General features: G+C 42.9%; 21 protein-coding genes. 13 read left to right on the top strand and 8 right to left on the bottom strand.

From position 1 onward, the window contains the following. Positions 1 to 8: 8 nt before the first annotated feature. On the bottom strand, positions 9 to 968 hold the full coding sequence (locus AT864_RS01925) for a 4-hydroxy-3-methylbut-2-enyl diphosphate reductase (protein ID WP_044744550.1): 960 nt from the start codon (positions 966 to 968) through the stop codon (positions 9 to 11). Between the two features lie 80 nt (positions 969 to 1,048). After that, complete coding sequence (gene vrrA / locus AT864_RS01920; RefSeq protein ID WP_066145898.1) at positions 1,049 to 1,594, bottom strand: VrrA/YqfQ family protein; 546 nt, start codon at positions 1,592 to 1,594, stop codon at positions 1,049 to 1,051. 167 nt (positions 1,595 to 1,761) lie between these two features. On the opposite strand from vrrA, the gene AT864_RS01915 reads away from it, so the two are divergent. Continuing rightward, entirely contained in the window at positions 1,762 to 3,072 is a 1,311-nt protein-coding gene (locus tag AT864_RS01915; protein WP_066145893.1) for a DEAD/DEAH box helicase, read from the top strand. 28 nt (positions 3,073 to 3,100) lie between these two features. Further along, on the top strand, positions 3,101 to 3,997 hold the full coding sequence (locus AT864_RS01910) for a deoxyribonuclease IV (protein WP_066145890.1): 897 nt from the start codon (positions 3,101 to 3,103) through the stop codon (positions 3,995 to 3,997). Positions 3,998 to 4,629: 632 nt separating this feature from the next. Here the strand turns inward: AT864_RS01910 and AT864_RS01905 are convergent. Next, positions 4,630 to 4,890 carry a DUF2624 domain-containing protein gene (locus AT864_RS01905; RefSeq protein ID WP_066145887.1) on the bottom strand — a complete coding sequence of 87 codons (261 nt, stop codon included), beginning with the start codon at positions 4,888 to 4,890 and terminating at the stop codon, positions 4,630 to 4,632. Between the two features lie 403 nt (positions 4,891 to 5,293). Here AT864_RS01905 and AT864_RS01900 point away from each other — a divergent pair, with 403 nt between their 5' ends. Genes AT864_RS01900 through AT864_RS01890 form a run of 3 tightly spaced genes read left to right on the top strand, consistent with a single transcriptional unit; the run spans position 5,294 to position 7,333 of the window. After that, positions 5,294 to 6,052: a metal ABC transporter ATP-binding protein gene (locus AT864_RS01900; protein WP_066145885.1), complete on the top strand. Its 759-nt coding sequence runs from the start codon at positions 5,294 to 5,296 to the stop codon at positions 6,050 to 6,052. A 15-nt stretch (positions 6,053 to 6,067) separates the two neighbouring features. Continuing rightward, positions 6,068 to 6,901 (top strand): metal ABC transporter permease, encoded by an 834-nt coding sequence (locus AT864_RS01895; protein ID WP_044744545.1) that lies wholly within the window; start codon positions 6,068 to 6,070, stop codon positions 6,899 to 6,901. Positions 6,902 to 6,907: 6 nt separating this feature from the next. Then, a complete protein-coding gene (locus tag AT864_RS01890) occupies positions 6,908 to 7,333 on the top strand; it encodes a Fur family transcriptional regulator (RefSeq protein WP_066145882.1) in 426 nt (141 codons plus the stop codon). On the opposite strand, the gene AT864_RS01885 is transcribed toward AT864_RS01890, so the two are convergent. After that, positions 7,328 to 7,915 (bottom strand): hypothetical protein, encoded by a 588-nt coding sequence (locus AT864_RS01885; RefSeq protein WP_066145877.1) that lies wholly within the window; start codon positions 7,913 to 7,915, stop codon positions 7,328 to 7,330. The two genes, AT864_RS01890 and AT864_RS01885, sit on opposite strands and share 6 nt — an antisense overlap. Positions 7,916 to 8,059: 144 nt before the next feature. Between AT864_RS01885 and AT864_RS01880 the strand changes: the two genes are divergently transcribed. Next, complete coding sequence (locus AT864_RS01880; protein ID WP_044744543.1) at positions 8,060 to 8,413, top strand: hypothetical protein; 354 nt, start codon at positions 8,060 to 8,062, stop codon at positions 8,411 to 8,413. Positions 8,414 to 8,437: 24 nt separating this feature from the next. Here the strand turns inward: AT864_RS01880 and ispG are convergent, their stop codons facing one another. Next, entirely contained in the window at positions 8,438 to 9,541 is a 1,104-nt protein-coding gene (ispG, locus tag AT864_RS01875; RefSeq protein WP_066145873.1) for a flavodoxin-dependent (E)-4-hydroxy-3-methylbut-2-enyl-diphosphate synthase, read from the bottom strand. 93 nt (positions 9,542 to 9,634) lie between these two features. Beyond that, positions 9,635 to 9,958 (bottom strand): FimV family protein, encoded by a 324-nt coding sequence (locus AT864_RS01870; RefSeq protein WP_066145870.1) that lies wholly within the window; start codon positions 9,956 to 9,958, stop codon positions 9,635 to 9,637. Between the two features lie 399 nt (positions 9,959 to 10,357). Between AT864_RS01870 and AT864_RS01865 the strand changes: the two genes are divergently transcribed. From AT864_RS01865 to helD, 4 genes are all read left to right on the top strand, one after another. Then, positions 10,358 to 11,263: a phosphate ABC transporter substrate-binding protein PstS family protein gene (locus AT864_RS01865; RefSeq protein ID WP_183186467.1), complete on the top strand. Its 906-nt coding sequence runs from the start codon at positions 10,358 to 10,360 to the stop codon at positions 11,261 to 11,263. Positions 11,264 to 11,631: 368 nt separating this feature from the next. Continuing rightward, entirely contained in the window at positions 11,632 to 12,522 is an 891-nt protein-coding gene (gene pstC / locus AT864_RS01860) for a phosphate ABC transporter permease subunit PstC (RefSeq protein ID WP_066145867.1), read from the top strand. A 1-nt stretch (position 12,523) separates the two neighbouring features. Then, the gene (gene pstA / locus AT864_RS01855) at positions 12,524 to 13,441 is read left to right on the top strand and encodes a phosphate ABC transporter permease PstA (protein WP_044744538.1); all 918 of its coding nucleotides are present in this window, start codon (positions 12,524 to 12,526) and stop codon (positions 13,439 to 13,441) included. A gap of 470 nt (positions 13,442 to 13,911) precedes the next feature. Further along, a complete protein-coding gene (gene helD / locus AT864_RS01850) occupies positions 13,912 to 16,278 on the top strand; it encodes an RNA polymerase recycling motor HelD (protein ID WP_066145864.1) in 2,367 nt (788 codons plus the stop codon). 203 nt (positions 16,279 to 16,481) lie between these two features. On the opposite strand, the gene AT864_RS01845 is transcribed toward helD, so the two are convergent. After that, positions 16,482 to 17,258 (bottom strand): DUF1189 domain-containing protein, encoded by a 777-nt coding sequence (locus AT864_RS01845; protein WP_044744536.1) that lies wholly within the window; start codon positions 17,256 to 17,258, stop codon positions 16,482 to 16,484. 262 nt (positions 17,259 to 17,520) lie between these two features. After that, entirely contained in the window at positions 17,521 to 19,299 is a 1,779-nt protein-coding gene (locus tag AT864_RS01840; protein ID WP_156450477.1) for a methyl-accepting chemotaxis protein, read from the bottom strand. A 211-nt stretch (positions 19,300 to 19,510) separates the two neighbouring features. Here AT864_RS01840 and AT864_RS01835 point away from each other — a divergent pair, with 211 nt between their 5' ends. The 3 genes from AT864_RS01835 to AT864_RS01825 all read left to right on the top strand — a co-directional run bounded on the left by AT864_RS01835 (position 19,511) and on the right by AT864_RS01825 (position 23,870). Beyond that, the gene (locus AT864_RS01835) at positions 19,511 to 20,119 is read left to right on the top strand and encodes a superoxide dismutase (RefSeq protein WP_044744535.1); all 609 of its coding nucleotides are present in this window, start codon (positions 19,511 to 19,513) and stop codon (positions 20,117 to 20,119) included. Between the two features lie 246 nt (positions 20,120 to 20,365). Then, a complete protein-coding gene (locus AT864_RS01830) occupies positions 20,366 to 21,649 on the top strand; it encodes an MFS transporter (protein ID WP_044744534.1) in 1,284 nt (427 codons plus the stop codon). A 91-nt stretch (positions 21,650 to 21,740) separates the two neighbouring features. Then, positions 21,741 to 23,870 carry a penicillin-binding protein 2 gene (locus AT864_RS01825; RefSeq protein WP_044744533.1) on the top strand — a complete coding sequence of 710 codons (2,130 nt, stop codon included), beginning with the start codon at positions 21,741 to 21,743 and terminating at the stop codon, positions 23,868 to 23,870. Positions 23,871 to 24,091 lie beyond the last annotated feature (221 nt).

The raw sequence follows: 24,091 nt of genomic DNA, 5'->3' as shown, positions 1-24,091 counted from the left end.
GGGCTGACTTAAACCCCGGTTTCTTGTTGCTTTGTTTTGACTTTCGGCAAGATTTTTTGCAGCGGTACTTTGCGCTCGCGTTTCCACGTTTCCGGATTGTTTGGATCAAACTGCTGGAGAAATTCGATCACTTCTTTGGTGATCGGAGTCGGTGTCGAAGCGCCAGCGGTGACAGCCACCTTTTTCGCATCTTTAATCCAATCGATTTCGATTTCGGTTACATCCGCTATGCGGTATGCTTTTGTTCCAGCGATTTCTTCCGATACTTGCGCAAGCCGGTTGGAGTTATTGCTCCGCGGATCGCCTACGACGATGGTTACATCTGCCTCTTTTGCCTGCTCGGCAACCGCTTCTTGGCGAAGCTGTGTGGCTAAACAAATTTCTTTATGCACTTCTACTTGCGGATACTTTTCTTGCACTTTCTTCATAATATCCGCTACATCCCATTGGCTCATGGTGGTTTGATTCGTCACCATTATGTGTTCACTATGAATATTTAGCTTGTCAACATCCGCTAGCGTCTCAACAAGATGAATGCGCGACGGATCGATACCAATGGCTCCTTCAGGCTCTGGATGCCCCTTTTTGCCGATATAAATGATTTCATATCCGGCTTTTAGTTTTTCGCGAATCAAATCATGGGTTTTTGTGACATCTGGGCATGTGGCGTCAATGGTGACAAGCCCTTTTTCACGAGCTCGCTTCTTCACTTCTGGAGAAACGCCATGCGCCGTAAAGATGACCGTTCCATGCTCAATTTTTTCAAGCAGTTCTAAACGGTTTTCTCCATCAAGCGTGATGATGCCTTCTTCAGAGAATGCATCGGTTACGTGTTTATTATGAACGATCATTCCTAAAATGTAGATCGGTCTTGGCAGTGTTGGATCTAACGCGGCATTTCTGGCCATTACCATCGCGTCAACCACTCCATAGCAATAGCCGCGCGGTGTTATTTTGATTACTTCCATTTGTAAAGCCCCTCCTTCGCTCTGCCCATTGGCACTTCTTTTTCATTATATCGGAGAAGGGGAAAGAATACAAAGAAGAACTAGATATACAATTTAGGGGTAGATGGTTTTGCTTCTTTTGGTGTTCTTTCCTTTGTTGTTGATTTGGCGGATGGCAGGTCGCGCGGCTTGTGCTCTTTCTGGTCTTTGGAATGCTGTTTCTTTTCTTCTTTGGCTTCCTTTTCTTTGGCAGGATTTATGTCTGATGTTTCAGACTCGCTATTGTCATCCGTCGGCTTCAGCTCCCTAAAAATTTTAATCATCGCTGGAAGGTTTTTTACAAATGGTCCATATTGCTGAACCATTGGCACGACGTTTTGAGCAATTCCGAGCATCTTTTGTACATTTGTCAGCATGCCGCTAATTCCTCCGCCGCTTGTCGCTGTACTGGCGCTACTGACAGCGTTTTGCATCATGGGCAGCGAGGAGAAAGGAGAGGAAGGCATCATTGGTTGTCCGCGTGAAAGCAGCCTTGATAAAAATCCGCCCATTCTTGGCTGTGGATAGGCTGCTGGAGGCGAAAATGACGAGTTCATAAATGGAAATGAGCGAGTCGGCGGAGTTGGAGGCATTGGGGGTCTCATCATCTCTTTTTCCTCCTTTCTTAAAATAGTTTATAACATAAAATATGCGAGTATCATCGAAAGTGTTTTTTATTTAGACGGCCGCCTATAGTTGCATAGAAAAGAGAAAATCGGCTATAATGATAAGTCGAGTTTATTTGGCAATACGGCAAATGAAAGGAGATGAAGCAATGAAGGAAACACGGTTTGAGAGATTTGCATTTCAGCCTTTTATCATAGAAGCCATTAAGCACCTGCGCTTTTATAAGCCAACCGAAATCCAAGAGCGCCTGATTCCATCGATTCTTCGCGGTGAAAGTGTGATTGGCCAGTCGCAGACAGGGACAGGAAAAACTCATGCGTATTTATTGCCGATCATAGAAAAAATCGATCCATCCCGTGAAGAGGTTCAAGCTGTGATTACAGCGCCTACGCGTGAGCTAGCGACGCAAATTTATCATGAGGCGTTAAAAATGATCAAACATTGCCCGCCAGATGCTGTGATTCATGCCCGATGTTTCATCGGTGGTACGGATAAGCAAAAGACGATTGAAAAATTGAAGAAGCAGCCACAGCTTGTTATTGGGACGCCTGGGAGAATTAATGATCTGCTGCGTGAACAGGCGTTGTTTGTCCATAAGGCGGATATGCTTGTGGTCGATGAAGCGGATTTAATGCTGGATATGGGATTTATTTTCGATGTCGACCAAATTGCAGCGAAAATGGCCAATCAACTGCAAATGCTCGTATTTTCAGCTACGATTCCTGAAAAATTAAAGCCATTTTTGCGAAAATATATGGAGAATCCTAAATATGTTCATGTTGCTCCGAAACAGGCGACGGCTGAAAAAATTGAACATATTCTCGTTCCGCTTCGTCATCGTGATAAATTAAAATTGTTGTATGACATGCTTGTTGCATACAATCCGTATTTAGCGATTGTTTTTACCAACACGAAAAAAATGGCTGATGAGGTAGCTTATGCCCTGAATGAAAAAAGATTAAGGGTAGGAGTGCTGCATGGGGATTTAACGCCGAGAGAGCGAAAAAAAATTATGAAGCAAATTCGTGATCTTGAATTTCAATACATTGTTGCTACGGATTTAGCGGCGCGCGGCATTGATATTGAAGGTGTCAGTCACGTGATTAATTACGAGCTGCCTCACGATCTTGAATTTTACGTGCATCGCGTTGGCCGGACTGGACGCGCTGGATATGAGGGAGTAGCAGCCACGATTTATGAGCCGTCCGATTATGATGCATTAGCAAAGCTAGAAAAAATGGGCATTGAGTTTATTCAGCGCGATCTTGTAAGCGGAGAATGGACCGATTTGCCGGCGTGGAATCAGCGAAGCAAACGGACGAAGCAAGCAGGGGAAATAGATCAGCTTGTCAAAAAAACCGTGAAGAAGCCAAAGAAAGTAAAGCCGGGATACAAGAAAAAAATGAAGGAAGAAATGGAAAAGCAGAAAAAAAGGCTGCGGCGCCTGAAAAATAAATAAGGGTTTAGGAAGGAAAGGGAGATTGGAGATGCTAAAAATTGGTTCCCACGTATCAATGAGCGGTAAGAAAATGTTGCTCGCTGCCAGTGAGGAAGCTGCTTCCTATGGAGCAAATACCTTTATGGTCTACACGGGTGCACCACAAAACACAAGACGAAAAAAGATTGAAGAACTGAATATTGACGCGGGACTGGCGCATATGAAGGAGCACGGAATTATAGAAATAGTCGTTCATGCTCCATATATTATTAACATTGGCAATACGGTGAATGCGGCGACATTTGAGCTTGGAGTGGAATTTTTGCGCGCGGAGATTGAAAGAACAGCTGCCATTGGCGCCAAACAAATTGTGCTTCATCCGGGCGCGCATGTTGGAGCTGGCACAGAGGCGGGAATTGCCAAAATTATCGAAGGATTAAATGAAGTCATTACATCTGATCAAGAGGTGCAAATCGCCTTAGAAACGATGGCCGGAAAAGGCTCGGAATGCGGTAGTCGTTTTGAAGAGCTAGCAAAAATTATGGATGGCGTTACACATAATGATAAGCTGTCCATTTGCTTTGATACGTGTCACGTTCATGATGCGGGTTATAATATTGTGGAGGATTTTGACGGTGTTCTTGAGGAATTCGATAAAATCATTGGACTTGAGCGGTTAAAGGTTCTGCATATTAATGATAGCAAAAATCCGCGCGGCAGCCGCAAAGACCGTCACGAAAATATCGGTTTTGGGCACATCGGCTTCCAAGCCCTTAATTATATTGTTCATCATCCACAACTGGGAGATATTCCAAAGATTTTAGAAACTCCATATGTTGGTGAAGATAAAAACAATAAAAAGCCGCCATATCGTTTTGAAATTGCCATGCTGCGCAGCCGACAGTTTGATGAAGAGGTGCTAGCAAAAATTATGCAAGCATCATGATCAATAGAGGACTGTTCCGTTCTCTATGCATGAAAAGAATGAGGTAGTTGAATTTACCTTGGCAACATAGCAGGATTCATTCTTTCTGTTGCTGTCCGTGATAAGCGAATCCCTGATGAGAAAGCGTGCCGAAAAATGAATGGAAAACAGAGAAGCGATCCTTCTCATTATATAGGATCGCTTTTATGTTCAAACATGTAACAGAGACCGCTTATAAATGGAGAAAATCGGTCTGTGAAATCTAATGATATATAAAACCATCCGTGATGCTAGTTGAACGTGATCGAGGCAATCCGCCAAATCGCTTCCTGACCGCGAGTTTTGACAAATACCGCTCATTCATCATGATTGATGACAGCACGAAGGCCATCAGTGAATTGGTGAAATCTGGAACTGCGAGTTCTATAAACGATTGTCGGCGTTCGCAGCCGACAGACTTGCCGCTGTTATGTGATGGATGACGGAAAAGCAAGAGAAGGAATGGTTTCGACTGTGAGCATTTATAAATACCGTTCGTTTCATCCCAGGATATTTCACGAAAGAATTATCGATGCTTGTTGGTTGGATAATAGCAATAGCAAGGCAATGTATTTTGCCATAAAGAACGCGGTTTAGATCAAATGCGAAATTTTTTATTTTTTGCTGGTAAATTTCATAAATAGCTCGTTCGCTTGCTTGGCCGTTTGTGGTGATGTGATTTTCGCGAGCTCGCGAACCCATTTTGCTCTTTCTTGCGCATTAAAGATATTGATTTTGTTATTGCGGGCGATCTGGATGATTTGCTCCGCTTCCTCTAATGTTAGCGGAATATTATAATCCCGACTGTATGAAACAAGCTCTTCTGGAGTGATGGTTTTGATTTTTTGATTGAGCAATTGTTGATAAAGATTCATGGTTCCTCTCCCCTTTGCGATGTATTGTATTATATGTGTATCGTATGAAGCGTAGGCTTAGAATGTGTTATGAAATTCTGTTGAAAGCCGCGGAATATCATGGGCACATGCTTTTTATGTGTCTGTATGGTCGAACGAAAACAAGGGAGTGCGCGTTAGATTGAATCGACCAGAAGTATAAGAGCATCGGAAAATGAAACGTTGCTCGAGAGCCGATTTTATTTACAAACGGCGATCTTTTCGCTATACTACATTCATAAATAAATCGTAATCATTCTTAATTTTTTATATTCATTCCTTTTTTGTATGAACGGATCAATAGATGATAGATCTTGTATCAAGCGGCGGGGGAAGGGCTTTCGCCTAACGAGCCGCACTTATTTCATCAGTAGGTGAGAAGAAAATGGCAGTGAAAACGGTATTAAGAGTGGAGAACGTGTCATTCCGCTATGAAAAAGAAAATGTGCTGGAGGACGTTACATTTGCTGTCCCGAGAGGAGCTTTTTTAGGGCTAGTTGGACCAAACGGCTCTGGCAAGTCAACGCTGCTAAAATGTATATTAGGATTGTTAAAACCTCAAAAAGGGAATATATTTTTATTTGATACACCGATTACGTCGTTTAAAGAATGGCATCGCGTTGGCTTTGTTTCACAAAAAGCGAACAGTTTTAACACAGGCTTTCCAGCTACTGTATACGAAGTAGTGGCAAGCGGGTTAACAGCTAAGCTTGGGTTATTCCGTTTTTTATCTCCTAAAGATAAACAAGCTGTTTTTGATGCGATTGACGCTGTCGGCATGAGCGAATTTTCTCGAAAAAACATTGGTGAGCTTTCGGGAGGCCAGCAGCAGCGGGTGTTTATCGCACGGGCGATTGCAAGCAGACCCGAGCTGTTAATTTTAGATGAGCCGACTGTTGGAGTCGATGTCCATCATGTCCAAAATTTTTACAACATGCTAGAAGAGCTGAATAAAGGGCTTGGCATTACCTTTATATTAGTGACTCACGATGTCGGGACCATTACAGAAAAGGTGACGCATGTGGCGTGCTTAAACAAGCATCTCTATTTTCATGGGGGAGCCGGGGAATTTGCACAGCTTCAGAAAAGTGATTTGTCCCATTTTTACGGACACCATCTTCATGTGCTCTCTCATCAGCACTAGTGGAGGTACTTTGCAATGATCGGAGATATGTTTCATTATGAGTTTTTGCGCAATGCGTTTTTTGCAGGGATGTTAATTGGCTTTATTGCCCCGCTATTGGGCGTATTTATTGTTGTGCGCCGCTTGTCGCTGATTGCAGATGCCCTCAGCCATGTCACGCTTGCCGGCATCGCAGCCGGGCTGCTGCTGGAGAAAAAAATGGGGACATCGATAGGCTGGAATCCGCTTTACATGGGAATGGGCTTTTCTGTTGCTGGTTCGCTTTTGATTGAAAAATTACGCAGCGTATATAAGCACTATCAAGAGCTGGCGATTCCGATTATTTTATCAGGCGGAATCGGTCTAAGCGTTATTTTTATTTCGTTAGCTGATGGATTTAATACCGATTTGTTTACGTATTTGTTTGGCAGCGTAAGCGCTGTTAGTCGACAGGACGTCTGGATTATTTTAGGGATTGCCTTTGTTGTGATTGCAGTGATTTTTCTGCTCTATAAGGAATTATTTCTGCTTTCGTTTGATGAAGAATATGCGGTAGCATCAGGGATTCGCGCTAAGACGATTCATTTTATCTTTATTGTGCTTGTCGCATTAGTGATTGCGGCTTCGATGCGAATTGTGGGAATTTTGCTTGTATCGTCTCTAATGACGCTGCCAGTTGCTGCAAGCATTCGCATTGCTAAAGGATTTAAACAGACCCTGTTTTTTTCGGTATTATTTGGCGAATTAGCGGTAATTGTCGGATTAGTGGTATCGTATGAGATTGATTTGGCACCAGGTGGAACGATTGTGATGCTGGCCATCGTGATTTTGCTCATTTCTGTTTTTTGGAAAAAATGGAGAAGGAGATAAGGAAAAATGGATGTGGCGCAAGCGATTCAGTTAATGAAAAAAAGCGGGTTTAAGCATACGGGAAAACGGGAAGATATGCTTTACTTATTTGCCAAAACAGATAAGTATTTAACGGCCAAAAATGTATTGGATGCTTTAAAAGACGATTATCCTGGATTAAGCTTTGATACGATTTACCGCAATTTGTCCTTATTTGTGGAGCTTGGAATTTTAGAAATGACCGAGCTGTCTGGAGAAAAGCATTTTCGTTTTACTTGCAGCACCTCGCACCACCATCATCATTTTATTTGTATGGAGTGCGGAAAGACGAAAGAGATTGCGACTTGTCCGATGAATGAGCTAGCTGAGCATTTACAAGGGTATGAAGTATCTGGTCATAAATTCGAAATATATGGGAAATGTCCGGAATGTCAAGGGGACATCTCGTTATAACGAGATGTCCCCTTGAACGGCATGGAACCATTGTTCAAGCTGTTGTTTTGCCTCTATCCATGTATTGACGCGGATTACTTGCTTAGGCAAAGGTCCCTGGTTGTACGGAGTATCAAATAAAATTACAGGAATGCCGCATTGTTCTGCAATGTCACAAGCGTTATCATATTTATCCTCAAAAAAAGCAGCGATATCAAAGGCTTTCACTGCTGCAATTTTATCGTGAGAACCAACAAGCTCAATATGATGGTAATGAACGCCATTTTTTTTAAACCATTGCTCTGTAATATTATATAAATGCTTGCCGCGAGCGCTGATGTAGAAAAGCTCATATTCGTCCTTCCAGCTGTTGATCATCTCTAGAGCGTGCTGGGCGAGAGGGGCTTGCTCATAAATCGTGGCCTCATACTGCTCCATCCATTGATCCATTTCTTCTTCTGTGGTGCCATATAAAGGAGCTAAATTGTATTGGGTAATCTCAGCAAGTGTCAGCTCCTTTTGAAATGACTGATTTAAATAAGGAATAAATGTGCTTGGGCACGTAACTGTTCCGTCGATGTCAATCCCGAGTCGTTTTTTCATGGTCGCTTCTGCACTCCTTTCTTCATCTATATTGTAACATATTACGTGTATTTTTCCTCGCGATGAAAACATTCGCATCAATATTTTGAAGGTGTTGAATCATACTATAAATGCTCCTTGATTTAAGGAAAGCGAGGGAATAACATGGCCGATGATCGAAATCGCTCGTATGACAATGAGAGCTACGTGCGATCAATAAGAGAAACAGACAGTGAACCTGATTTTATGGAGGAAACATCGTCAGAAATCGCTGAACCGATTCGTCATTACGATCGAAGTGATGAAAGAGAAGGAGCAGGAGGCGCAGGATTTGGCTGGACAGCACTCGCCCTTTCGCTTCTTTCCCTGTTTATGATGCCGATTATTTTAGGAGCAGCAGGAATTATTGTCGGCTTTATTGCACGCCGACGCGGCGCAAGAACTTTAGGGGCTTGGGCGATCGGGATCGGCATTGTGTCGATAATCGTAAAACTGTTTATTTTGCCGTTTTATTACTGAATAAAAAGCTTGACGCATCATGCGTCAAGCTTTTTGTGATTGTTTTTGCTTGGCGAAATATTCCTCAGCCAGTTTATCCACTTCTTTTTTCAATTCGTCAACCATTGTTTCTTCTGGAACTTTCCTTACAATTTTTCCATGGCGGAAAAGAAGGCCTTCTCCCCGCGCGCCAGCAATGCCGATATCAGCTTCTCGTGCTTCGCCAGGACCGTTGACGGCGCAACCGAGCACTGCGACTTTAATAGGGGCTTTGATTTTGGCGATATAGTCCTCAATTTCATTGGCAATGCTAATTAAATCAATCTCAATACGGCCGCATGTAGGACAAGAAATCAGCGTAGCCGCGTTGGAGGCAAGGCCAAAGGTTTTTAATAGTTCTCTTGCAACCTTAACTTCTTCGACTGGATCGGCGCTGAGTGAAATACGGATCGTATTTCCGATGCCTTTGCTTAAAATGGCGCCAAGTCCAGCGGCGCTTTTAACGGTTCCTGCAAATAATGTTCCTGACTCGGTAATGCCAAGGTGAAGTGGATAATCAAATGAGCGTGCAGCTTTTTCATATGCTTCGATCGCGAGACGAACATCGGATGCTTTTAGCGAGACGATAATATCGTGAAAGTCCAGCTCCTCTAAAATTCGAATATGATGCAACGCACTTTCCACCATACCATCCGCTGTTGGGTATCCATATTTTTCTAATATCCGTTTTTCTAAGGAGCCGGCATTAACGCCAATTCGAATAGGAACTCCCCGTTCTTTTGCCGCTTTCACGACCGCTTCCACTTTCTCGCGGCGTCCAATGTTTCCTGGATTAATACGAATTTTGTCTGCTCCACCCTCAATGGCTTTTAGCGCCAGCTTATAATCGAAATGGATATCTACAACAAGAGGAATATTAATTCGTTTTTTTATTTCAGGGATAGCATTGGCTGCTCGTTCATCAGGGCAGGCTACGCGAACAATTTGGCATCCCGCTTCTTCCAGCCGTTTAATCTCAGCAACCGTTGCCTCCACATCATGCGTTTTTGTCGTTGTCATGCTTTGAATAACAACTTCATTGCTTCCACCGATCGTCAGGTTTCCGACGCGAACAGGCCGGGTTTTTGAACGATGAATTATTTCATTCACGAAACATTCGCTCCTTTTAAGAAACAAGTTCATGTCAACTTCTCAATTATTGTAACAGTGTTGGTCAACGGTTGACAAGAAATTCAGTTCTTTTTATTTATAGATGGGAAATTTATACGCTTTGCCAATTTGAATAGAGGTTGCTTTTATGCCCGGGTTGAGTGCTTCAAAATCTTCAATAAGCTCTTCAATCGAAACCGGCAGCGATTGGCCTTGTTCGCGTTCCATAATCGAAAGCAGAGTGTCTCCCGCTTGTACTTTGATGACCCGATAGCTGCTTGATGCAGCTGTTTCTGTTTTAGCAGAAGGTGCATGGGCCACTTTTTGTTCGGAAACGGGCAATGTTCCTTTTGTGACGTCATGATAAATAATATAAATCGCTAGACAAACGGCGCATACCTTCATTAATTTCCTCATCGCGGCTTTCTGTCCTCCTAATGATGATCACAACCAAAAGCACAAGTGAATCTTCTTTAGATGAATGGCTCCTTCTCCGTTTCTCTTCTTATTTCTTCCATCAACGAACAAATTGCCGTTATTAACTATGTATGCTTGTCCTTTATAAATATGCCTCTTTTCGATTAAAAAGCCCATAGCCAACGATTCAGAGCGAAGTCTTCCATGTAGGTAGGAGAGACTCGTAAAGAGCAAGTTGAAAGATTGTTTCAGATTTTGTTTTATTTTCTGTCCGTTCTAGAGTTTTGTAAAAAAAGGAAATCATCTTTACTGAAACTTAACATTTCATTAATAAAAGCCTAAAACTTGTTCGATACAATGGCTTTGTAAATCAGATACAGAAAAAATATGGAGGGTAAAATGATGCTGAAAAGAAATCTAAAGCTAGCGATGGCAGCACTATTCATCACGGGGGCACTTACTGGATGTGGGAATTCTGATAACAACGATCAAACATCAGGAGCAACGAACGATCAAGGCAACGAAGGAAACACATCTTATTCCGGAACGGTGACATTAGCCGGTTCTACAGCGCTTCAGCCGCTTGCTGAAGAAGCAGCAACTGAGTTCATGCAAAAATATCCAGATGTTTCGATTACCGTGCAAGGTGGAGGAAGCGGTACGGGTGTCAACCAAGTAGCAGCTGGTGCTGTTCAAATCGGTAACTCAGATGTTCCATCAGCAGAAAAAATTGAAGACCAATCAAAAGCAGGAGAATTAATTGACACTAAAGTAGCAGGCATTGCCTTTTCTTTAGTTGTAAATAAAGATGTAAAGGTCGAATCATTAACTGTTCAGCAAATTCAAGATATTTTTTCTGGTAAGGTGAAAAATTGGAAAGAAGTTGGTGGAAACGACGAGAAAATCAATGTCATTAACCGCCCGGCTTCTTCAGGAACACGCGCAACATTTGAAAAAACGATCATGAAAGACGTGGCCATTGATGAAAGCATTGGAACCGTTCAGGATTCTAATGGCGCAGTAGAGCAAGCGATTCAAACGACGCCAGGATCCGTTAGTTATGTAGCCATGTCGTACCTTGTAGGAGATAAAGCGAACGCTTTAACAACGCTAAAAATTGATGGTGCTGAACCAACGATTGAAAATATTAAAGCGCAAAAATATCCGTTCTGGTCTTATGAGTACATGGTCACAAAAGGGGAACCGAAAGACGCTGTAAAAGGATTTATCGACTTTATTAAAGGTGAAGAGTTTGCGGCAAAGGTAAAAGAAATGGGATATATTCCGATGTCGGAATTAGAATAATGTGATCATTCGTGGTGTTATATAGATTACGATGAATCCATATTGATCACCAAATGAATCAAGTTTCATCCGGTTTCGATGAACGGGCGACCGAACCCATCGCTTATCGATCCATGAATGGATCGATAAGCGACTGGTTGTTTGGCGCTCCGTCACGCTTTGGCATGACCGAGGAAGCCATCGGCTTGTCTCTGAGCATTGATCAGGGTTTTTTACAGATATCAATCGTTCCATCTGTCCGTTGTATGAATACAGTACAAAGAGAACAACGTGAATCGATTATTTGGCACCATGAGTTGAGATCGATTGGGCTGGCTGTCCTTAAGTCAGTCCTATTCGTTTGAATGAATAGGGAAGGTGAAGATCTGGTGAAGGGGAAAAAACCAATTAATTATTGGAAAAGCGAGTATATTGGTAGATCATTAGTGACGGTGTGCGGATTTTTTATTGTGCTTGTGACTCTTGCCATTATCATCTTTATTTGCAGCAAAGGAATTCAGTCCTTTACACAAAGCCATATTCCACTTGGAGAAATGCTCTTTTCGAAACAATGGGCTCCAAACCAATCAGAACCTAAATATGGCGCCGTCATTTTCATTGTTGGCTCAACCCTTGTATCGGTTGGCGCTGTTGTTCTAAGCACACCGATCGCTCTTGCTTTAGCTGTATTTATTAACTATATTTCTCCTTGGTTCGGTACAAGGGTATTAAAGCCGGTGTTAGAGCTGCTTGTAGGGATTCCCTCAGTCGTTTACGGATTTTTAGGAGTAACGATTCTTGTACCGTTGTTTCGCGAGTGGTGGGGAGGAGTTGGATTCAGCTTAATAGCAGGTATGATCGTTTTAAGTATTATGATTTTACCAACCATCGCAAGCATCGCTTCCGATGCGATCGGCGCGGTTCCTCGTGCTTATTTAGAAGCATCGTACGGATTAGGTTCGACACGCTGGCAGGCGATTAGCCGCGTCATTGTTCCAGCAGCGCGCAAAGGAATTTTGACAGGAATTGTACTAGGTTTAGCCCGTGCTTTTGGTGAGGCGTTGGCTGTTCAAATGGTGATCGGAAACACCGTGAAGCTGCCTTCTGGATTGTATAGTCCAACTGCGACATTAACAGGTATTTTGACAATGGATATGTCCAACACGTTAAATGGAACAGCCTGGAATAATGCACTGTGGACATTAGCCATGATTTTGCTGCTGATTTCTTTCTTGTTCATTTTATTGATTCGAGCAATTGGACAAAGAGGTGAAAAATAACATGAAGGCGAGAACGGTTGACACCATTTGGACAGGGGTTTTATACGTGCTTTCGTTTATGGTTGTTGGATTGTTAGGTTATTTTGTCATCACCATTCTCATCAAAGGATGGGGATTTTGGGATCTAGATTTCCTTTCCGGTCTCCCGAGCAATACAAAAGAAGGGGGAGGCATAGGTCCTCAATTATTTAATTCGCTGTACATGCTTGTGTTGACATTGCTCATTTCTGTGCCGCTTGGATTGGGAGCTGGCATTTACTTAGCGGAATATGCAAAGCAAGGGAGGCTGTTAAGCTTTATTCGCTTATGCATTGAAACAATGGCTTCTCTCCCTTCGATTGTTGTCGGTTTGTTCGGGCTTTTAGTATTTGTGACATTGACTGGCTGGGGGTATACGTTAATCGGCGGCGCTTTAGCGATTACGATTTTAAACCTTCCAGGATTAACGAGAGTATGCGAAACAGCGATTTTAGATGTTCCACACAGTGTAAAGGAAGCTAGCCTTGGGCTAGGAGCGACGAAATGGCAGACATTAGTCAAAGTGACGATTCCGGCAGCGCTTCCGCAAATTATTACGGGAGTGATTTTAGCAGCAGGAAGAATTTTTGGTGAAGCGGCAGCTCTTATTTATACGGCAGGATTAACCACTCCATTGCTGAACGCTTCAGCTGATCTGTCAAGTAAGATGCATCCGCTAAATATTTTTCGTCCTGCTGAAACATTGACTGTTCACATTTGGAAATTAAATTCGGAAGGAATTGTTCCTGACGCCAAGCTCATTGCAGCGAAATCAGCTGCCGTTTTAATGATTATGGTTCTGCTATTTAATATTGGAGCTCGTTTTGTCTCCGTGCTATTGCAGCGCTATTTCACTGGAAATAAACGCACGAATAAGCGAAAAATGAAAATAGCGTCTTAGAAAATACGAACTTTTCTCGAGATCATTCCCTTCTAGTAGACAGAAAAAGTCCCATGAGTCTGTCTATTAATGGAGGGAATTTTTTATGGAAACGATGTGTCAAAAGCATTGAAAATGGTTAACGACAATGAGGATATTTGGCGGGAATAGAAGAACTAGAAATAGCTTGGGAAATTTCGTTCATCTAAAAATAAGAAAAGAGGAGAGGGAATAAAAAACGATAATAAAGTTACAACATGAGGCTCAACTATATGATGTGCTCTCCGCTGAAAAATGATCACATATTTGGATATTTTTTGTGATCTCTTTATAGAGCACTAAATGCATTGATAAACGAAAGAAAATATGATAAATTAATATAGAAACACACTTTTTGTTATTTTTTACAATAATATCCCTATTATAATTTTATAACAAAAAACTCCCTTAGTCAACCCCTGTTTTCATTATTTTTTAAAGGAGTGCTTGGTATGAATACAGAACTTCAGCAGGAGCAAAAACGATTGGACAGCGTGATGGAGACAATTGCGGAGCAAATCGTCACGCTGGAAAATGAAACATTCCGTCGTCGTGAAGAAGTGATTGAGTTCCGCAAACATTTTTGGGATGATGTCAAGGTGAATACCGATACGTTCGATGATTTCCTTGAAACCATCATTGCCTTAAGACAACAGGCGCAGAATCTGTCTGTGAGCCAAAGCACTCACAGACAGGCGTTCAAGAGATTGATCGCGCTGCGCCGCATGCAGGAGGTGCCTTATTTCGGTCGAATCGATTTCGCTGAAGAAGGAACTTCTGCTGCTGAACGAATTTATATTGGCATCTCTACGCTCATAGATACAAGTGGAGAGAATATTCTCATCTACGACTGGAGGGCGCCGATCTCGAGTATCTACTACGATTATCCGCCCGGTCCAGCTGAATACACGACACCTGAAGGTAAAGTCCGTGGCATGCTGGAGAAAAAGTGGCAATATCTCATTCGTGGCGGTGTGATCCAATCGATGTTTGATACGAGCCTCACGATTGGGGATGAGATTTTACAGCAGGTGCTTGGCAAAGTGACAGATAAACATATGCATAACATCGTGGCCACTATTCAAAAGGAACAAAACCGAATCATTCGGCATGACCGCGGGAGATTGCTCATTGTGCAAGGTCCCGCTGGCAGCGGCAAGACATCAGCTGCCCTTCAGCGAATCGCTTACTTGCTCTACAAATATCGGGATAAGTTAAAAGCCGACCAAATCATTTTATTTTCCCCTAATTTAATGTTTAGTAGCTATGTAGCCAATGTGTTGCCTGAACTTGGCGAAGAGAATATGCATCAGGTTACATTTCAGGAATACTTAGATCATCGGCTGAGTCATGAATTTCAAGTCGAGGACCCATACGGACAGTTGGAGTATGTGTTAACGGCAACGGATGATCCTTCATACCGGACTAGGGCTGCAAGCATCCGCTTCAAGGCCTCGGCCCGTTTTTTTGAAACGATCAAGGCCTACCGGCAGTCGCTTGAATTATCCGGCATGCTCTTTAAAGATATTCGGTTTAGAGGAAAAGCCATTGTCACCGCCCAACAAATTGCCGAAAGATTTTATAGCAGCGACACTTCGCTCCGTTTTCACAATAGAATCGAAAAGTTGGTCGCTTGGCTAAACAAGCAAATCGATAAAGCTGAGAAGCTTGAACGGACTAAGCCATGGGTGCAGGAAGAAATCGAATTGCTTAGCAACGAGGATTACCATAAAGCTCATACTCTCTTACGAAAAAAGCACGGCTTTAAAGGAGAAGAGTTGGCCAATTATGAAATGGAAGTCGAAGCGCTAGGTCAATTGATCGTTCACAAGAAGCTTAAGCCGTTACGCAAGCGAATCCGGGCGCTTCGCTTTATCGACATAAAAGGGTTATATAAGCAACTTTTCATCGTTCTAGCGAGAATCAAGCAGTGGATGGAGGGGGAAACGCCAGAGGAGTGGGAGAATATGTGCCGATTGACGGTGAGCATGCTTGACGAAGGCAAATTGTTTTACGAAGATGCGACGCCGTTTTTATTTTTGAAAGAGCTGATTCAAGGATTTCAAACGAATATCTCGATTAAACACCTACTTATTGACGAAGCGCAGGATTACTCTCCTTTTCAATTTGAGTTTTTGAAATGCTTGTTTCCAGCAGCCAGGATGACCGTGCTCGGCGACTTTAACCAGGCAATTTTCGCCCATGCCAGCGAAACTGTCGACTTTTCCACGCTTACCAGCTTATACGGGCCAGATGAAACAGATGGGATCACTTTGGCGCGCAGTTACAGAGCCACAAGACCGCTCGTCGAATTTACGCGCGGACTCGTGTCTGATGGCGGACGAATTGTTGCTTTTGAACGCGACGGAGATAAGCCGGTATTGACGCAATTGTCCAATCATACCGAATTGCATCGCTCGATTGCTTCTAAAGTCGCGGACTTGCGGAAACGGGGATACAATACGATCGCGATCATATGCAAATCCGCCGCGGAAAGCAATGCCGCATATAACGCATTGAAAAGCGTGGAAGAAATAAAACTTGTAAAGCGCAGCTCGACTGAATATGAACAAGGTGTTGTGGTCATACCAGCGTATTTGGCCAAGGGAATCGAATTTGATGCCGTCATCATTTATAACGCATCGGCCGAAGTATATGGAGATGAGAGCCTGCGCCGATTGTTCTACACTGCCTGTACCCGGGCTATGCATGACTTGCAGCTTTATAGTGTGGGTGAACCGAGCCCTTTTTTGCGCCACATTAAGCAGGGGAGCTTGCTGCTAACCCCGAGTTCGCACGAGATAAATATACGGCTTTAACATCATCGACCGAGGAGTCTCCCGCCTCTTAACGGAGGGGAGATGGGGGAGGTTCATTCAGGTGTTTTATACTCAATCGAATCATCGAAATCGAAAATGAAACAGCTTGAGTCCTTATGAATACAGGGACTCAGGCTGCTTCATATGCGCTTTTTCCCTGCCTGCTTGATAGGGAGCGCTTCGTATATTGAGGTAAACCTAGTTTAGTCATGAGCTTTAGGAGAAGGAATTTCCCTAATGGCTAAAAATAATACGGTAATGGATACGAACCAATGGAGAAATGGTGCATATGGAACCGCTGTGTGCATCATTTCCATAATGGCAAAAAAGATGGTGGATAAAGTTATGGAATACGCAGACATCACCCATGTGTGACGATACGAGATCTTTTTATCAAGCGTGCCTTTTAAAATAAGTCCGATAAAGGCAAGAACACATACACCGATGAACTTGCTCGCACTTGTAAAAATATAAAGGAACAAAAACGCCAGCGGAATCAGTACAGGAAGCAATGATTGAACCGTTTGAATAAATGAGTGTACATCCTGATCTGTCAGCTTGGTATCTTGAGGAAACATGGAATAGTTATAAGATTGTAATTGACTATTTGTCACAAGCACGGCTTCATGCTTTAAAAGTCCAATCGCTGTTCCTAGGCGCTCCACTTCTTCTTTTGTCATTTTTCCCGTGCTGTCAAACACAATGGTTAAACCTTGTTCATTCATGACGATCGGCTCGCTGGCTGACGAATGTAGGGAACCATTTTCGATGGTAAAAGACGGAATGTCGTTTTGTAGCAAACCGCCAGTGTAACGCGTGCCTTCAATAAAGCTTGTTGTAAAATAATAAGTAGTAGGTAGTGATGTAATCAATGACAAGAGGAAGATATATAAAATGGATCTTCCAATTTTTTGAAAACGAAATCGAGCGATATCTTTTGGCGAATACAAACTTTTCCATAGCTGCATGAATAGATTCATCCGTTACACATCCTTCCCTTGCTTCCATGCTCATTGTATATTGTTCAGCCAGAGAATTCAACTAGTGCTGTAAAATGAAAAGAATCCCTTATGTGCTAAAAAGGGATTCTTTTACTTGATGAGTCAATAAGTGCGATATAAAGACCATCTATTTCATCGGTTGTTTAGCGCAACTGGACATGTGAGTGGCCTAGCAAACATGTACACAATTTGCTTTTCACCACTATCATGTGACGACACACTTGTAAATGAAAAAAGCTTGTTAATTTTTATCCCTAGCAGATACTTTAAACGTTTGAACGACTTGTTGCAGCTGTTTGACGAGATCATTTAACGAGCTAGAGGCATGCGAAACCTCGTCAACGGAAGCGCTTTGCTCCTGAACAATCGCAGCTGCATGCTCCATATTGGCCGCAATTTGTTGCGAAATAGAAGATACCTCTTCCATAGTCATGGACATTTGTTTTGTTTGCGAGCAGACATGATGGATCATCGCCGCTACTTCCTTTGATTCTCTCGACACATTTTCTACAGCATGAGCGATGTCTTTAAATGATGTATCGGTTTGATAAACGATTTCGATTCCTTCCTTGATCACTTCCGATCCTCGCGCCATGGAGTGAACGGTTTGGTTGACGCCATGCTGAATTTCTTCAATAATTTCCCGTATCTGCCTTGCCGCTTCACCACTTTGGGAAGCAAGGTTTCGAATCTCATGAGCGACAACGGAAAATCCTTTTCCATGCTCTCCTGCTCGTGCTGCTTCAATGGCTGCGTTTAAAGAAAGGAGATTCGTTTGATTGGCAATTTGGCTAATTAGATGGACGATCTGATCAATTCGTTTCGACTTTTCACCCAGTATGTATACGGCATCAGCGGTTTCGCCAACGGTTTTTTGGATTAAACGCATTTGTTGAACAGCATGATCCACTAAGCGGTTTCCTGCATGGGCTTTATGTGTCGCTTCATTTGTCGACGCTTCAACGTCTTCCATGGAATGAAACGCTTGCTCCATTCCTTCGGCTATTTCATGAAAAAACTGTGTCGTTTCGATGGTGGAATGGGCTTGTTTTTCTGCGCCGCTAGCGATTTCTCCAAGCGCGCTTGAAATTTGTCCAAATGCGAGCCGCGATTCGTATGCAGCATGCTTTAATGTTTCAGACGAGTGAGAGACATGCTTAGAGCTTGTATCTAGATGCGCAATCAATGCGGTTAAGCTGTCGGCCATTTGATTAAAACCGGCTGCAAGTGCATGGATATCCTTACTCGCATGCCTTAATTGCAGACGTGTTTGCAGATTTCCTTTTCCCACTTGCTCCATAGCATGCTTTAATAAGGTGATCGGTTTAACCATCTTGCGTACGATCAGCCAGCCGATTAAGCTTGCAAGCAGGGCAATCAGCAATGAAATCACGATGCTTGTTTTTTGATAAGCAAAAACAGGCTGCAAATAATCCTGATCATTCAACGCTAATACATAGATATCACCGTTTAAGTCAACAGAAGAGGCGTAAGAGAGTGTCAGCCCTTGAATATGGAGAATTCCTTGTTTTTTTTCATATATGCTCCGAATCGATGACGGAGAAAGCGCGGGCAAGGAGCTATGAAACCCCGCCAATTTTTCTAACTTTCCCTCTTTTGTGATCACAAATTGCATGGGATTTGCTTGAAGAGATTGGAACTTATATTTAGTTAATGTAAGTATGTATGATAGCTTTTTTTGAAAGTCTTCATTTGTGACAGTAGATTTTAGCATCGAAATTTTTTCGATCGTCACTTCTGTTGCCAGCTGCATTTGTTGTTCGACGGCTTGAGTAGTGATTTGTTTGTTTTTTTGATAGCTTGTATAAGCGATCAACATGGACGCAAGGCAGCTGGTTAGAATAATCAGCATCGTTAACATCGTTTGCAAACTCCATTTGCGAGAAAAGGAAAGACGAAAAAAAGGGAGAGAACGCATAGACTTCCCTTTTTGCTTTGTTGCATCTAGCAAAGAAGATAAGCGTGATAAAATTGCCCGTGCTTGCTTTGATTTGCTCATCATTTGCACTCCTCATTTCTGATACCATTTATGCCAAAATCCTACTTTCAATGTATTGAATGAAGTTTAAGCTTTTATTAAGAAAATGTATAAAAATTGTTAAGCTTATCAAACAAGCAAATAAATTGAAACATTGTGGCAATTTTGGTAAGCTAATTTTGAATGGACGAGGCTCTCGTTCAGTACATATGACAACAAAGGAGGAATTAAAATGGCTTTTGAATTACCTCAATTACCTTATGCTTATGACGCGCTTGAACCGCATATTGACAAGGAGACAATGAACATTCACCACACTAAACACCATAACACATATGTTACAAACCTAAATGCAGCGTTAGAAGGTCATGCAGATCTGCAAGGAAAAACGCTTGAGGAATTGCTTAGCAATTTAGAAGCGCTTCCAGAGAGCATTCGTACAGCTGTTCGCAATAATGGTGGTGGACATGCCAACCATAGCCTTTTCTGGACGATTCTTTCGCCAAATGGCGGCGGTGAGCCAACTGGTGAATTAGCGGATGCGATCAACAAAAAATTCGGCAGCTTTGCTGCGTTTAAAGAAGAATTTACAAAAGCCGCAACAACTCGCTTCGGTTCTGGATGGGCTTGGCTCGTTGTGAATAATGGCGAGCTTGAAGTGACAAGCACGCCAAACCAAGACAATCCGATTATGGAAGGAAAAACGCCAATTCTTGGCTTGGATGTTTGGGAGCATGCATACTACTTAAAATATCAAAACCGTCGTCCAGAATACATTTCTGCATTTTGGAATGTCGTAAATTGGGACGAGGTTACTAAACGTTATCAAGCTGCAAAATAAGAAATGAATGGAAAGGGACGGCCCCAATCAATCGCCGTCTCAAACAGGAGCCAAAGTCAATTTTGACTTTGGCTCCATTATTTTTAGCCGCCATTTGTTTCGGTTTTTTCTGTCTCAGACCGCTTTTTTAATATGGATGGACAGTCTAGGATGGCTTTGGATTCAGGGGCGTCTTTTTTATGTGCGGTGCATAGAACAGGCAGGAGATTGCCAAACTATCCTTTAAGATGAAAAGGGGAGTTAACCATGACTATGCTAAAAAAAATATTCGGCCATGAGCATATCAATCGCGATCTCATCTTGTTGCTATGCATCGGTGGCTTTTATTCATTAAGCATTGCACTTTCCAACACCTTTGTGAATGTATATTTATGGAAACAATCGGGAGAATTTCGGGATTTGGCGCTGTATAATTTGGCGATTGTAGTATTGCAGCCTTTGACGTTTGTTTTTGCCGGAAGACTTGCGAAAAAAGTCGATCGCATTATTGTTTTGCGTTTAGGCGTGTCATTTTTAGCGGCTTTTTTTATGAGTGTATTGCTTGTTGGACAGCGCGCCGATGATTATTTATTATTGCTTGGTTCGTTGCTTGGGATCGGCTATGGTTTTTATTGGCTGGCGTTTAATGTATTGACATTTGAAATCACAGAACCGAATACACGGGATTTTTTTAATGGCTTTCTAGGCATTTTAACGTCGGCCGCCGGGATGATCGGCCCTATCGCTGCAGGATATATCATTTCCATGCTTGTTAAGAAAGGATATACGCTCATTTTTTCCATCTCATTAGGGATGTTTTTAATTGCTGTAGTCCTCAGCTTTTTCCTTAAGAGGAGGCAGGCAGAAGGAAAATACGCTTTGCTGCGCATTATCAAAGAGAGGCAGAATAATAAAGAGTGGCGGTTGATTACAAACGCTCATTTTTTTCAAGGATTAAGAGAAGGGATTTTTGTTTTTATTATTTCTGTCTTTGTGTATGTTGCCACCGATAGCGAATGGGCGCTTGGAAAATTTGGTTTTGTGAATTCGCTGACATCCTTTGTGGCGTACTATGTTGCCTCTAGACTGATTAAGCCATCTTATCGAAAACTGGCGATTTTATGCGGCGGTTTATTGCTGTACGCGGCGATTTTCTTAATTGTTTTCGATCCCTCCTATATGCGTTTGATGCTGTATGCTGTTGCGATTGCGATCGCTTATCCGATCCTGCTCGTGCCGTATTCATCGTTGACATTTGATGTGATTGGCAAGAGCTGGGGATCAGCGGATCGAAGAATTGAATATATCGTCGTTCGCGAGCTGTTTTTAAATGCTGGACGCATTGTCTCCATTCTCGCCTTTTTATTCACCATTACCTTTTTCAACGAAAAAAGCGGCATTTCTGTACTGATGATGGTGCTAGGAGCGGGGCACACGATGATTTATTGGTTTATCCGCCCGATCGAGGTTTCAAGAAAACAGCAGCGGGAAGGGGATGAAGCTGTTCTCCGCCGCACTTTTACGAACAAAGAAGGAGGCTCTCCTGCATAGGGCCTCTTTCTTTATGACGATTTTCTAGAAAAATGCCGCCGTTTCTTTTACAATAAGAAATGGAATCGTTAAAAAGCAGGAGGGTGTCATTTTGAAAAAAAAGAAAAGGGCGCAAGTACCATTTCGGTTAAATATATTATTTTTTCTCGTGTTTATGCTGTTTTCAGCCCTGATTTTACGGCTTGGGGTTGTACAAATCGTGTATGGCGAGCAATATCGAAAAGAAGTCGAACGGACGGAAAATGTGACAGTGAGCACACCGGTGCCGCGCGGCAAAATTTATGATCGCTATCATCGTGTGATTGTTGATAACATCCCGCTGAATGCAATTACGTATACTCGTACGAAAACGACGACTCCAGAAGATACACTAAAAATTGCCCAGCGATTGGCTCAATACATTGATAAGCCTGTAGATAAAGTAACCGAACGCGATATGAAGGATTATTGGATTTTAACAAGAGAAGAAAAGGCGGCTAAAAAGGTCAGCGAAGCAGAAAAAAAAGCGCTGCAAAAAAAGGGGCTATCTGATAAAGAGCTGGACAAGAAGGTGTACGAATTAACACTTGAACGAATTACAGCTGATGATCTAAAAGAAATCAAGCCTGAAGAAATGAAAGTGCTCGCTATTAAGCGATCGCTTGATAGCGGCTATGCGCTAACGCCGCAAATTGTGAAAAATAAAAATGTAACAAATGAAGAATACGCGGTGGTCAGCGAACATTTAGAAGAGCTGCCAGGAGTGAATACGACAACAGATTGGGAGCGCCATTATGTATATGGCAACACGTTCCGCTCTGTACTGGGCAGCGTCACAAGCGATGAGGACGGTGTTCCGCTGGAGAAGCTCGACTACTTTTTGGCGCGCGATTACAGCCGCAACGACCGCGTGGGTAAAAGCTATTTAGAGGCGCAATATGAAGATGTGCTTCACGGCAAAAAAGCGAAAATAAAAAATATAACCGATAAATCAGGAAATGTCATTGAGACGCAACAAGTGTATGAAGGAGAACGGGGCAAGGATCTCGTGCTCACCATTGATATGGAACTGCAGCAGCGCGTCGAGCAGATTATTCAAGAAGAGCTGCTTGCTACGAAACGGAAAGGGCATGCGCCGTTATTGGACAGGGCTTTTGTCGTGATGATGAACCCGAAAACAGGGGAAGTGCTGTCAATGGCGGGAAAAAGATTAGTCAAAACGGACAGCGGCAAAACGGAAATACAGGATTATGCCCTTGGAACGATTACGTCTGCTTATGCAATGGGGTCGGCTGTTAAGGGAGCCACTGTATTAACCGGCTTTCAAACAGGTGTGCTTCATAATAATACGTACTTGGTCGACGAACCGTTATACATTAAAGGAACAAAGCCGAAAAAATCGTGGAAGACGATGGGAAGCATCAATGAATTAACGGCGCTTAAACAATCGTCGAACGTGTATATGTTTAAAACCGCGATCGCAATCGGTCGCGGCACTTATCGTCCGCATGGTCCGCTCAGCATCGATCCGGATGCTTTTACGACGATCCGGCGTTATTTTAGCCAATTTGGCCTCGGCGTCAAAACCGGCATCGATCTGCCGAATGAAATTACCGGGTTTCAAGGATCAAGCAAAATGCCGGGGCTGCTTCTTGACTTAGCGATCGGCCAGTACGATATGTATACGCCGATGCAAATGGCGCAATATGTTTCAACGATTGCCAATGGCGGCTATCGTATGAAGCCGCAAATTGTCAAAGAAATCCGCGAGCCGAATAACGATGACAAAGAGCTAGGGCCGGTGATCCGCGATTTTCAGCCGACGGTGCTGAACCGGGTCGATATGAAGACAGCCTATATCGACCGGGTGAAGGAAGGCTTTCGCCGCGTTATGCAAGAGCCGGGGGGAACAGCATATGCGTATTTCGCCGACGCTCCATACAAGCCGGCCGGAAAGACAGGAACAGCGGAAGCATTTTATGACGGTCCGATTCAAAGCAAAAAAAATGATCCAACCTATAATTTAACATTAGTCGGTTATGCTCCTTACAATGCCCCTGAAGTGTCGTTTGCCGTTGTCGTGCCATGGGCGACACAAGGAGACAGTGACGGCATTAATAACCGAATCGGCCGCCGAATTTTAGATGCGTACTTTGAATTGAAAAAGGAACGGCCGCAGCAAGGGACACAGCAAACGCAACAAGACGAAACGCAGACAGATTCGCAAGCAACCAATCAATAAGAGTCACTGCGTTCATTGATGAGAAAATGATGTCATTCGACATGTTACATTTACGTAGGGATGAGGCTAAACAACGTTATTTCGCCGACCATTCAATGAATGTAAAATGACGGTGCTGGGCGTTTTCCGTCAAAAGCACAGATGTAAAGGCAAACACCAGCTGAAAAGCTAGAACCATTTTGAAGAGGCACTCATTATTGAGTGCCTTTTTGCTTTACAAA

Source organism: Anoxybacillus sp. P3H1B, from assembly GCF_001560855.1.
GTDB lineage: Bacteria > Bacillota > Bacilli > Bacillales > Anoxybacillaceae > Anoxybacteroides > Anoxybacteroides rupiense.
Note: the sequence above shows the minus strand (reverse complement) of the source record. Positions and strands in the feature narration are given on the sequence as shown.